This is a genomic window from Mucilaginibacter gossypii, assembly GCF_017569325.2.
Taxonomy (GTDB): Bacteria; Bacteroidota; Bacteroidia; order Sphingobacteriales; family Sphingobacteriaceae; genus Mucilaginibacter; species Mucilaginibacter gossypii.
In genome coordinates this window covers 1,188,470-1,201,883 of the sequence record NZ_CP071878.2, presented here as the reverse complement: position 1 = coordinate 1,201,883, position 13,414 = coordinate 1,188,470, and the positions used below count along the sequence as shown (strand labels likewise).

At 40.3% G+C, this 13,414-nt stretch carries 6 protein-coding genes; 5 read left to right on the top strand and 1 reads right to left on the bottom strand.

What is annotated here, in order from left to right; genetic code table 11:
- The first annotated feature begins 286 nt into the window (after positions 1-286).
- The 5 genes from J3L18_RS05210 (at position 287) to J3L18_RS05190 (ending at position 12,602) form a co-directional block, all read left to right on the top strand.
- Complete coding sequence (locus J3L18_RS05210) at positions 287-4,372, top strand: hybrid sensor histidine kinase/response regulator transcription factor (protein WP_129571291.1); 4,086 nt, start codon at positions 287-289, stop codon at positions 4,370-4,372.
- 187 nt (positions 4,373-4,559) lie between these two features.
- Complete coding sequence (locus tag J3L18_RS05205; protein WP_223266272.1) at positions 4,560-5,393, top strand: glycoside hydrolase family 16 protein; 834 nt, start codon at positions 4,560-4,562, stop codon at positions 5,391-5,393.
- Positions 5,394-5,965: 572 nt separating this feature from the next.
- Entirely contained in the window at positions 5,966-9,133 is a 3,168-nt protein-coding gene (locus tag J3L18_RS05200) for a SusC/RagA family TonB-linked outer membrane protein (RefSeq protein WP_208102499.1), read from the top strand.
- A 16-nt stretch (positions 9,134-9,149) separates the two neighbouring features.
- Entirely contained in the window at positions 9,150-10,838 is a 1,689-nt protein-coding gene (locus J3L18_RS05195; protein WP_129571292.1) for a RagB/SusD family nutrient uptake outer membrane protein, read from the top strand.
- 150 nt (positions 10,839-10,988) lie between these two features.
- Positions 10,989-12,602, top strand: coding sequence for an FG-GAP repeat domain-containing protein (locus tag J3L18_RS05190; RefSeq protein ID WP_208102500.1), 1,614 nt, complete (start codon positions 10,989-10,991; stop codon positions 12,600-12,602).
- A gap of 253 nt (positions 12,603-12,855) precedes the next feature.
- On the opposite strand, the gene J3L18_RS05185 is transcribed toward J3L18_RS05190, so the two are convergent.
- Entirely contained in the window at positions 12,856-13,284 is a 429-nt protein-coding gene (locus J3L18_RS05185; protein WP_129569801.1) for a GNAT family N-acetyltransferase, read from the bottom strand.
- Between the last annotated feature and the right edge of the window lie 130 nt (positions 13,285-13,414).

The following is a 13,414-nucleotide window of genomic DNA, read 5'->3' as shown; positions in this document are numbered from 1 at the left end:
TATAGGTTTAACCGGCTGCTGATCAAAAATGCAATAATAGAATTAGAAAAGAAGGGGGTAAAGCCCTAAATTTAAGGGGATAAAATAAATTGCATGTAAAAATCAAGATACAGAAACCTATCTGGTAGTATAGAAGCAATTAGCTCATAGATATATACTCAAAACAGCACCCTGAACACTACCCCTGCCCTTGCTTTGTAATATTATTACTTGGATTAAAAAACAAGACTCTTTTGTAAATCATTTTGATATTTTTACTTACCAGTTATTAACTAATAATTTAATAATGCATAGTAGGATAAATAACATCTTAAATCCGAAAATATACTTTAGTTTCCTGTTCCTTTTCGTTTACCTAAATGTTTTTGATTTCACAGCCGGGCAGCCCGTGCGGTATCTTGGTATCGAAAACGGACTATCTAATAATGCGGTTACCTCTCTCTACCAGGATCAATATAGTTTTATGTGGATGGGCACTTATGATGGCTTAAACCGGTATGACAGCGATGAATTTAAGGTCTACAGAAACGAGTGGAACAACAACAAACCCCTCCCCTACAATTATATAAGTGCCTTAAATGGTGTTGGTAACAAAATATTGATAGGCACACAACGCGGGCTTGTTTTTTATAATTACCCCGACTCTTATTTTTATCCGGAATATTTCCGGGAGCACAACAGCGGGTGCCGGTTAAAAATAGCTTCAAATATAAATGTTATTGTAACCGGTAAGGACAGTAGTATATATATAGGATCCGATGAGCTGGGATTATTGAGATATGATAAAACCAGAAAACTTTACCTGCAAACGAGGCTTACCGACCAATATAATTATAGTGTGAAAGCATTATGCCCTACCCGGGCAGGCGTTTGGGTATTTGTAAAAAACCGCGGGCTGGGTTTATACGATCCAAAATCTGATCGTATAAATATCATCAATACTCAACTTTACAGTGCCAGTTGCCTGCTTTCAGATAAAGCGGGCAACCTTTGGATAGGCACTGAAAACGGCTTGTTTATATTTGACAGTAAAACACGAGCTATCAAGAGGTTTCAACTGGCTATTGATAAACTTACCAGCGATAACATATCCAATTTAACTCTCGACGAAAAAGGTAATATCTGGATAGCTACCGACGGTGGCGGCATCAATATTTTAAATACAGATAGTGGCAAACTCACTTTTATTACCAATGGTAACAAAGCAGGTTCATTGCGAAGCGGGGCTGTTACCGCGGTTTATCATGACAGGGAATCAAGAAAGTGGATAGCAACGCTGCGCGGCGGGGTTAGCGTGGTGGACAATTTTAAAAAGCCATTTGCACTTTTTAACAATGACCCCTTCAACAAAAACAGTGTGATCAATAATTTTATTCTTTCCTTTTGCGAAGATGAAAAGCATAACCTATGGATAGGCACAGATGGCGGCGGGCTTTCTTACTGGGACATTAAAAATAATTTATACACCGGCTATACTCATGCATCAACCGGCGGGGGCTTAAGTACCGATTTTATCGTGAGCATACTTAAAACCTTCGATAATAAAATATGGGTGGCTTCTTTCAACGGTGGTATTGACCAGTTTAGCAAAGCTACTGGCACATTCAAGCATTATAATTGCTATAATACATTAACTCAAACAACCGATAGAAACCTATGGAAACTTTTTGAAGATTCCAGGCACCATCTATGGGCAGGTACTACCAGGGGCGGCCCATTATATCTTTATAACCGAAAAAATGACCGCTTTGAACTATTTGATGAAAACCTGGTTAACATACACGCTATATTTGAAGACAGTAATGGAAACTTATGGGCAGGTAATTACACCCGGCTCATTAAAATAGATACCGTTAAGAAGGCTCATCATTTTTTTAATGTGGGCTATGGCATCAGAACCATCGCGGCTGATAATTCAAACCACTTATGGGTTGGCACTGAGGGTGGTGGATTGCTAAAATTCAACCTTCCTGATATGAGCAGTGTGAGGTATACCAAGGCTAATGGTTTACCAGGTAACTCAATCCTTAACATCCTTATAGACAATAAAGAAAACCTATGGTGCAGTACTTACAATGGTTTAAGCAGGTTTTCCCCGGCAAAAAATAAGTTTACAAATTATATTGTTTCTGACGGTTTGCAAAGCCTCCAATTTAATTACAACGCGGCTATCCGGCTTCAATCGGGCAACATGGCCTTTGGAGGGATTAATGGATTTAACATTTTTAATCCCGACAGCATACAGGTAGCAGACCATCGGCCCGATCTTCGTATTACCGGCCTGAAAATTGACAATTTAGAAACCGATGGCTCCAGCGAATTGCTCAAAAATCAATCTGTAGCCGATCTTAAAACAATCCGGCTTAATTATGAACAGGCTGCGCTTACCGTTCATTACACGGCGCTCGAATATTCGTTTCCGGATAAAATTGAATATGCTTATTATCTTGAGGGATGGGACCATGGGTGGAACTATGTGGGCAAGACCAAATCTGCATATTACACTCATTTAAATGAAGGCTGCTACAGGCTAAGGATCAAAGCTACAGACACCCGGGGAAACTGGATGCCGAAACAAATCAGTGTTAAAGTTATTGTGTTTCCGCCATGGTACAGAACGTTGTGGGCCTACGGGGTATACCTGGTTATTATCTTTGGGATAATATACCTTTATCTTTTATATCGGGTAAAGCAGGCAAAGCTTAAATTTGAAATTAACCTGGCTAACTTAAAGGTTGAAAAGGAAAAAGAACTGAATGAAAAAAAGCTCGCTTTTTTTACCAATGTTTCGCACGAGTTCAGAACGCCACTTACGCTAATCATTAATCCTGTCAAAGATCTACTGGACAAAAATAAAAGCCATTCGGACGAGCTAAATACAGTATATAGGAATGCCCGCCGCTTATTAGGATTAGTAGATCACCTACTGCTGTTTCGCAAAACTGAAAGCGAAAACGCGCAGTTAAATATAAGTGAGATAAATTTTGTACGGGTATGCGAAGAGGTATTTTCGTGCTTTGCACATCAGGCTAAAATCAAAAACCTGAATTTTAACATTGAAACAACCAGCAGGAATATCGCGGTATTTGCCGATGTCGAAAAAATAGAGATCTCATTGTTCAACCTTATTTCGAACGCGGTTAAGTTTACACCTGATCATGGCACCATCAAGATTTTTGTAGAAGAAGATGACACACATGTTTACTTTAAAATATCGGATAATGGCATTGGTATCAATACCGACACCGGCGATAAACTGTTTGATAAATTCTACCAGGTAAAGGATAATAATTACTTTAAAAAGGGCTTTGGTATCGGTTTGTACCTGGTTAAAGTATTTATTGATTGCCATAAGGGCACGATAAATTATTTAAATAATAAAAATGGCGGAACAACCTTTACCTTAAAGCTATCAAAAGGAATAAAACACTTTTCGGCCGAGGAGATAAATATTGTAACAGCTCCTGACTATAATTTTGTAAATGACCTTATAGATCATGACAGTAAAGAACTGATTGAAGAGAATGGTGAATTACAGAAGCTTGAACTGTTTAGCCAGGAAAAGCATACCCTCGTTGTTATTGACGATAATGAACAGATCAGGACATATATCAAAAAAATATTTTTTGCCGACTATTTAGTTCTTGAAGCAAAAGATGGAGCAACCGGTCTTGAGCTGATTAAAAAATACATACCAGATCTGATCATCAGCGATATTGTAATGGACGGAATAAACGGGTTGGATTTATGTAAAATGATTATGGAAGATGCGGCGATAAAGCATATCCCGGTTATTTTGCTCACCGGCGATACCACACCCGATATTATGGTTAAAAGCCTTGAACAAGGCGCAATAGACTTTTTGCGAAAACCATTTGATAAAGAATTGCTCACAGCAAGGGTTAAAAGTGTGTTGAGGAATAAAACCAAACTTCAGCAATATTTTTATAAGGAGGTTACGAAGGAAAACATAGCCATTAATATTTCGCGGGAAAATAAAGACCTGCTCAACAACTGTATTGCTGTTATTGAGCAAAATTTCAACAGCGACAATTTTGATGTTTATGCCCTTGCCGATGCAGTCGGCATTAGCTATCCAACATTATTTAAAAGGATCAAAAGCACTACCGGTCAGTCTATCAATAACTTTATCAGGTTTGTTCGCCTGCGTAAAGCCGCCGAGCTCCTTATCCAAACCAATTGTAATATCAACGAGGCGGCAATACAGGTAGGTATCAGCGATATCAAATATTTCAGGGAACAATTTCACAAACAATTCGGCGTTAATCCATCAGAGTTTATCAGAAAACACCGGGCAAATTTCCAGGTCTCCTATCGCTTAAACGAGTTTGAAAAACCTCCGGTAAATTGAATATCAATTGCACAAAGTTGAGTAGAAGAAATATCAGGCTGTATTAAAAACAGAAGAACAACCTTGAATATAATTTTCTCCCCCTTTAATTTATAGTTCTGTCCCTCCTTTATACTTTAAACTATGCCTTACTTTGTTTCTGACGAAATCGACAATCTCATTTAAGATTTATAATTATTTCATTATCTTGATTACTAAAACAATAACTGCCATATTGCTTATAGCGCTTCCGGTTCTCGGTAAATGTCAGCAGGATACGCTGGGCGGCTATAAATTGGTTTGGGCAGATGAGTTTAACAAATACGGTGCTCCCAATCCGAATAATTGGGCATTTGAATCCGGTTTTGTTCGGAATAATGAAGATCAATGGTATCAGGAACAAAATGCAATTTGCCGCCACGGCAAATTGATAATCGAAGCGCGGAGGGTGCGCCTGACAAATCCTGGGTACGTACCTCACAGTACCAACTGGAAACAGAAAAGGCAATTTATAAATTATACCTCATCAAGCATCAATACAAGGGGCAAGCACAGCTTCCAATACGGCCGGTTCATTATGCGAGGCCGTATAAGTACCGATGCCGGCCTATGGCCCGCTTTTTGGACCTTAGGTATAGAAAAGCCCTGGCCTGCCAACGGAGAAATTGATATTATGGAATATTACCAGAGTAAGCTTTTGGCTAATATTGCCTGTGGTACGGCGGTCCCTTATAAAGCCAAATGGTATAGTAACACCAAAGCCCTCCATACTTTCAAAGCTAACTGGAGTAAGAAATTTCATACCTGGCGTATGGATTGGGATGCCACAGCTATAAGTTTATATGTTGATGACAGCCTGCTCAATCGTATCGAGCTAAAAGATCTTGTTAATCAGGACGGCACTCAATTTAACCCTTTTATGCAGCCTCATTATATATTGCTGAACCTTGCAATAGGGGGCGACAACGGTGGCGACGCATCTGCTACAAAATTCCCTAAACGGTTTGAAGTTGATTACGTTAGGGTGTATCAAAAAAAATAAAGCGCCGGATCAGTACATTTTGTTTGCTGCCTTTTAAAATTGTCATTTATACATTATTCCTAACCAAAAACAGCGGCATAAGACCGTTTTATTTTAAAAACGTTGCATATAATGGATTTTATCCCCTTTTTTTTACAGCTTTACCCCCTTTTTTTCCAAAAAAATAGCACTTAATTGTGGCTACCAATTAACATAGACTGTTTGTTATTCCCTGCAAAAATTATACGGATTTTTCGTACAGATTTTTTATTTGTTAAAAATTGCCTGCTGATGTTATGCAATAATATAGCTTCTTAAGTTTTAAGAAACACCAGGCTATAATTATTAATGCTGGCTTAAAACGGAAAGCTACCATTGTTCTTTGAGATTACCGCCTGAATTTCGACCTGAATTTAAACTGTTGTTTTAACAATTATTCTATTAATTCATTTCATAACCTAAATAAAAAAATAATGGCAAGACAGAAAAACTAAAAAGGAAAACGGACCATGATCCAGACGCATTAACAAATGCCAAGTTTTAAATTCTAATCACTCCCAATTATGCAATATTTTTTACCTGATAAAATATCTTTGAGAAGAAAATCCGGGTCAGTAGTTTTATCACTGATCCTGCTGATAGCTATGCAAACAAGCAGCTATGCAGCTAATGCCTTTAACTCTTTCAGCGGAATAAAACTTAACCGATATACCGCCGCTGTACCTATTAAAGGTAAAGTAATTGACAAAACCACCGGTGAAACCATCATAGGCGCATCCGTAAAAATCAAAGGAACCAGTACAGGTACCGTTACCGATGTAAATGGTAGTTTCGCGCTTAACGCCGATCCTAATGCTGTACTGATAGTTAGCTATATAGGCTACGAACAGGCTGAGTTCCCACTGAACGGACAAACCTCGGTAACCATCAGGTTACAGGTAAATGCCAAAAACCTGAATGAGGTAATCGTGGTAGGTTACGGTACCCAAAAGAAAACATCTTCAACTGCAGCCGTATCAACCATTCAAACTACCGAAATTGCAAAGAAACCGGTGGTTAACTTAACCAACAGCCTTGTTGGTCGTGCGTCGGGTTTAATTATAACCCAAAGCAGTGGTGAACCAGGCTATGATGGTTCAAACATCCTGATCAGGGGTATTGGATCCAATGGTGGTAGTTCGCCGTTGCTTGTGGTTGATGGTGTACCACGCGATTTCAGCCGCCTTGACCCTAATACCATAGAAACCTTTTCTGTATTGAAAGACGCCGCCGCCGTTGCCCCGTATGGTGTGGCCGGCGCAAATGGCGTAATCCTGGTTACAACAAAAAAAGGCAAATCGGGCAAACCGACTTTAACTTATAACGGCTACTATGGTATCCAGAATCCGACCAAAGTACCCACATTTGTTGGCTCATATGAATATGCGCTTCTGCGTAATGAGGCCAATGCCAATGATGGCCAGCCAGCGGCATACACCGCAGACGATATTCAAAAATTTAAAGACCACTCAGATCCAGATGGTCATCCTGATGGCCATCCTTTGCAGCAAATTATCCAGAAAAACCGTCCAATCACTTATCACAATGTAACGCTTTCGGGAGGTACAGATGATATCAAGTATTTTGCAGCCCTTGGATATACTCACCAGGCAGGTATGTGGAGCACAACCTATCTTGATAAATATAATGGTTCGTTAAACTTAACTGCAAACGCCACTAAAACCACAACGGTATCCCTCTCTGTTAACAGTTATGTAGAAGATCAGCACTTTCCATCCCAAAGTGCTGCCACAATTATTGGGCAGGCACAACGCCAGGCGCCGACAACGCCTATTTATTACAGTAACGGATTATGGTCTGGTTATATCGGTCAGTCGCTTATAGGCGAAATTTATCACAGCGGTTATCAATTCAATGAAAATACGGCCGTATTGTCGCAGTTTACAATTGACCAGAAGCTTCCTATCAAAGGTTTAAGCTTGAAAGGTGTGCTCAGCTATGATAATGGGCCGGATCCTTTATTCACAGGAAATCAAACCTCGTTCCAGCGTATTTATACTACCCCTATACCTTTCTATAATGTTGACGTTACTACCACCCCTTACACTTATAAACAGGGGATACAAGGTAACTCAAAGGCTACATTTTCAGAAAATTACAGCCAAAACCACACATTGACCATTCAGGGCTTGTTATCTTATGCAGGTTCATTTGGCAAAAGCGATATTACCGCTTTAGGCGTTTTTGAAAGCCGCCGCGTAAAGTATCAAACATTTGGAGCCACTAAATATAACTACAACCTTGATATTGATGAATTGGATTTTGGCGGTCCGGCAGCTGCGGATGCAACTAACTTTGGTCGATCAAGCGGTCAAAAACAAATTGGTTATGTGTACAGAGTAGGCTACTCATACGATAAAAAATACCTGTTTGAAGCAACGGGCAGATATGATGGAAGCTACCTGTTTGCGCCAGGCCATCGTTATGGCTTTTTCCCTGCTTTTTCTGCCGGCTGGCGACTGTCCGAAGAAAAATTCATTAAAGACAATATTCTCTGGCTTGATAACTTAAAACTTAGGGCTTCCTGGGGTAAATCGGGGGCCTATCCAAGAACTAATAACAATATTCAAACTTACCAGTATCTAAACCCTTATAACCCTTATGCAAACTCCGCTGTTATTAATGGCAGTGCAACACAGGGAATCAACGAGGCATTGCAGGGCAATCCTAATATCGGCTGGGAAAAAGCGACTAAAACAGATATTGGATTTGAAGCTACGTTATGGAAAGGTTTACTAAGCATTGAAGCCGATTACTTCTATGAAAAAAGGGGCAATATGCTTGTAAGCATTGGGAATACATTACCCGGTGAATACGGCCTCGGCGTAGGGCTTGTAAACGGCGGCATCATGAGTAATCACGGTATCGATCTGACACTGCAAAGCTCCCATAGCTTCTCAAAAGACCTGCGGTTAGATGTTACAGGTACTTTCACCTTTGCCAGGAATAAACTATTACAAGTTTATGAGACAAACGCAACAGCGAACAATCCAAACAGGAGAATAACAGGCAGGCCTTTAAATACCATATTTGGATACCAGGCGTTGGGTTATTTCAAAACAACGGATTTTAACGCAGATGGATCACTCAAAGCTGGTTTACCAGTTCCTTCTTTCGGACCTGTTAAGGCAGGCGATATTGAATATGCTGATTTAAGCGGACCTGACGGAAAACCAGACGGCAAGATCGATGCTAACGACCAAACTGTAATAGGCCATCCTAATACGCCAGAGATCATCTATGGTTTAGAACCTAGGTTAACGTTCAAAAACTTTGATCTTGATGTTTTATTCCAGGGTTCGGGTAACAGCAACATTGTTATCAGCAACTATTTTGCTTTTCCTTTCAACGCATCCGGTTCGGCCTCTCAGTTGGTGTATGACGACCACTGGACGCCATCAACCCCAAATGCTTTATACCCAAGGGTTACCGGCACACCAACATCAAATAACACGCAAACTTCGTCCTGGTTTGTCAGAAATGATTCCTACATCAGGTTAAAGAGCTTTGAAGTTGGCTACACACTGTCAAACAAGCTGTTGCGGAATAAGATCCAGTCTATAAGAATTTACGTTGCAGGGCAAAATGTCATTAACCATTTACCTCATGTAAAGGAAATTATTGACCCGGAAAATAGTGGCAATAACACCAACTACTATCAACAGCGTGTATTTTCATTAGGTTTAAATGCCACATTCTAACTAAAATAAGAAAGCGATGAAACAGATTTTTAAAAAATACAGAGAGCTTTTTTTACTTGCTTTGCTTGTTGTAAGTATCAGTGGATGTAAAAAAGATGATTCTTTAAATGTGACAAATAAAGCATTTCTAACTGATGTAGCTACATTCAGTTCGCAAAGTAATGCAGATCTTTTTGTAAATGACATATATAATCAAATCCCCGACGTCAACAATGACTATCAGCTAACAGAACAATATGCCGATAACAGTTTTTGCGGGGCAGCCTGGGAAAACGGTCAGGCGACGGTAAGGGCGGGTTCAATAGGACCAAGTAATGTGCCTACCGGCCCAGGAAGTATGTGGAGTTGGGAAGGTAACTATACCAAAATACGAAAATGCAATGTCTTTCTTCAGCAGGCAGCTTTAAATAAAGCGAAATATACCGACGATTGGTACAAACAGCGTGTTGCGGAAGTTACCTTTATGAGGGCGTACTTTTATTCACTGTTGTTTACAGCTTATGGCGGTGTCCCTATTATTACTGTACCGCTTGATAACCGTAATGGAAGCGATATTTTTACGGCCAGGGCCACCATTGATGAAACAGTCGCTTTTATTGAAGCCGATTGTGACGCAGCTGCCGCAGCTTTGCCTGTAAAAGCAGCACAAACCGGTCGTGCTACAAAAGGGGCCGCATTAACACTTAAGGGCTGGGTAGAACTTTTTGCAGCCAGTCCGCTGGCAAACACGGCCAATGAAGCGGGAAAATGGAGTAAAGCTGCGGCTACCAACAAATCGGTGATGGATATGGGCACTTATAGCCTGTTCAATGCTTCAGCTACTTCTTATGCAGATCAGTTTTTATCGGCCAATAACTGGAATGTTGAAACCATTTTTGCCCGCGGTTATGCTACCGGGCCGGCTAAAGGCAGTCACCGGGAAGGTTATTTAGGCCCGGTTTATGTAAACGGCGTTCAGCAATCATGGGGTAACCTTGCTCCTACCCAGGGCCTGATTGATGATTACTCGATGGATAACGGTTTGCCTATCACTGACGCGGCTTCAGGCTATAATCCTCAAGCTCCTTACACACATCGTGAACAGCGTTTTTATCAATCCATATTATACGATGGTGCAGCATGGCAGGGAGATATCATAAAAACGCGCATAGGCGGCAGTAACCAGATAGACCTTGGCTCTTCAAGCGATATCACCAATACTGGTTATTACGCCCGTAAAACACTGGATGAAAGCATCACCGGGCAAACCAGTATCAACCTGGCGCCAAGCTTTGCCAATTACATTATTTTCCGTTATGCGGAAGTATTGCTAAGTTATGCCGAAGCGCAAAATGAAGCGGTTGGGCCAGATGCATCGGTTTATGACGCGGTTAATAAAGTAAGGGTGAGATCTGCATTGCCTGCCGTAAAAGCCGGCTTAACCAAGGATCAAATGCGTGTATATATTCGTCGCGAACGGCGTATCGAGTTGGCTTTTGAAGATAAGCGATGGTTTGATATTCGCCGATGGCTGATAACTACCGGCACAAACGGTGTGCTCACCACGCCGGAGTATGGAATGAAGATCGAAGCCAGTGGGTCAGGGCTAACGTACACCCCGGTCAAGATATTCACCAATACCTTCTTCGAGCGGCAAAACTGGATGCCAATTCCGCAAGCGGAAATTGACAAGAATAAAAAACTGGTACAAAACCCAGGATACTAAAAGATTAATACCTTGATTTTACATAACCCCGGGGCAAATGTCCAGGGGTTATGTATTTAAAGACAACTCTCACCGATTAATATTTTTTAGCTTTAAGCTTTGTGCATTCTGTTTTTAGCTTTTGTATATTAAACGCCTTCTAAAATATTCATGAATAATAAACCTGATAGTCACCGTCCTGCAAAAAATCGCAAAGTTGTAATTGTTGGTTCGATTGTTTTGGTCATAACCGTTTTGGTAGTTTATTCAATATGGCATTTCTCTGAAAACAAACAGGATAATGCCGGTACAGATCTACGTACCGATTACCCGATGGCAACCCTTCAAAGCATTGCCAGGGGTAAGATATTATCACAACAATATTGCCGCTCGTGCCATATGCTGCCCGAACCAGCCTTGCTTAGCAGGTTTAAATGGAAAAATGTATTTCCGCAAATGGGTTTACGTATGGGCATTAAAGCCCACAGAGGTGAGTCATACGTAGGGACAATTAAGGGCGACGATTTGATTGTGCCCGACAAGCCCGCATTAAATGAGGAAGAATGGCAGGATATTATCGATTATTACATGAACACCGCCCCTATCGCCTTACCTGCACAAAACAGGCCTACGGCTATTAAACGGGAACTCCCTTTTTTTAACATCCAAAAATCACAGCAATCATTTGACGGCAAACAGGTGCTGGGCTGCTATGTAAGAATTGACAACAGCGCTAAGCCCGCTCGTGTTTTTATTGCCAACGGGCAAACAAAAAAGCTTTATCTTTTATCAGGTCAATTAAATATCATCGATTCGGTATCAACAACCGGCCCTGTGGTTGATATGCTTTTCGACCATGGCAATACCATGATTTGCACCATAGGCAATGAATTAGGTGCCAACAGCGATAAACTGGGGACTATAACCCCATTAACCATTTCCGCCGAAGGCAAAATGCAATTAGCATTTCAGCCTGTATTCAATAAGCTTGGTCGCCCGGTTCAAATACTGGCGGCCGATTTAAATAATGACAACAAAACCGACTATGTTATTTGTGAATTTGGGAGTATAACGGGCGAGCTCTGTTGGATGGAAAATTTGGGTACCGGCGCTTTTACCAAACATGTAATAAGTAATTTACCCGGAGCCATAAAAGCATATATTGATTATAAGGATAAAAAATTACCCGGCCTGTACGTGCTTTTTGCACAGGGAGAAGAAGGGATTTTCCATTTCGAAAACAAAGGGAGCGGCAAATTTGAGTCAAAGGAAATTTTAAGGTTTCCGCCAATTTATGGGTCTTCCTACTTTGAAATGGTTGACATGAACCGTGACGGGTATAAAGATATAGTTTACACTTGCGGCGATAACGGGAATGCAACGCTGGCATTAAAACCATACCATGGTATCTACATTTTTTTGAACGATGGAAAAGACAATTATAAACAGCGATATTTTTATCCTATAAACGGCTGCTATAAAGCCATCGCTAAGGATTTTGATAGTGACGGAGAAGTTGATCTTGCAACGATCAGCCTTTTTACCGACGCAAAGCAGCCCGAAGAAGGCTTTGTATATCTAAAAAACACCGGCAACTTAAACTTTGTACCGTATGCTTTTCCGGCCGATACAAAGTTTGAACGCGCGGTAACTCTTGATGCCGGTGACATAAACGGTGATGGAAAACCCGACCTGCTGATCGGGAATGCTTTTTTTGATTTTGGCCCTTTCAGCTATAATATCAAAGAGCCGCTTTTCTACGTTTTGAAAAACGTTTCGAAATGAAAGTAACAACTAAATTTCCAATGCAAATAGATCAGGATTGTTTGAGGGAACTATAGCTGTTTTTCAAACACCATGTATATGTTATTACAGCCCACATACGTAAAGCCTAACCTTTTACAAATATTTACCGCTTTAATTTTGGCCCTTTCAGCTATAATATCGATGAGCCGCTTTTTTACGTTTTGAAAAACGTTTCGAAATGAAAGTAACAACTAAATTTCCAATGCAAATAGATCAGGATTGTTTGAGGGAACTATAGCTGTTTTTCAAACACCATATATATGTCATTACAGCCCACATACGTAAAGCCTAACCTTTTACAAATATTTACTGCTTTAATGTTGTCAGCATTCACCTCGGTGCGGCATTTTTCAAATCCCTTCATTGTTAAATCTTTTAATGCAAATTCAACAAGCCTTCGGCCATACCCCATCCGTTTTGTGGAAGGATCAATGATCAGCATGGAAATAAACCCAACTTTATTTTCATAATCGTTGGCATAATAAGCCAAAAAACCCTGTAAAGCATCTTGTGCCATAATAGTTATGATACATGCTTTTTCAATTAACTTATCAATGTAACCATCCAAATCGCCTACTTCAAACAACCCGCTTTCGTCGTTAATCATCAGGTTCATTAAATCATAAATTTTCGATTTTAGGTAAGAGCCCTGTTCAATCATGATTGGTTTAAAATTTATTTACTTAATTTAAATCGGTTATATCAGCCCAGGTAAATAGCAATTAACAGAGCACGTTAATATGTACTAACCTCTTATCGAAAATCAAATGATGCCGATACAAAAGTGACTG

Excerpts from the sequence above, each read along its gene's own strand:
- J3L18_RS05210 (WP_129571291.1), top strand. The coding sequence starts at position 287 with ATGCATAGTAGGATAAATAACATCTTAAATCCGAAAATATACTTTAGT.
- J3L18_RS05195 (WP_129571292.1), top strand. The coding sequence starts at position 9,150 with ATGAAACAGATTTTTAAAAAATACAGAGAGCTTTTTTTACTTGCTTTG.
- J3L18_RS05190 (WP_208102500.1), top strand. The coding sequence starts at position 10,989 with ATGAATAATAAACCTGATAGTCACCGTCCTGCAAAAAATCGCAAAGTT.
- J3L18_RS05185 (WP_129569801.1), bottom strand. The coding sequence starts at position 13,284 with ATGATTGAACAGGGCTCTTACCTAAAATCGAAAATTTATGATTTAATG.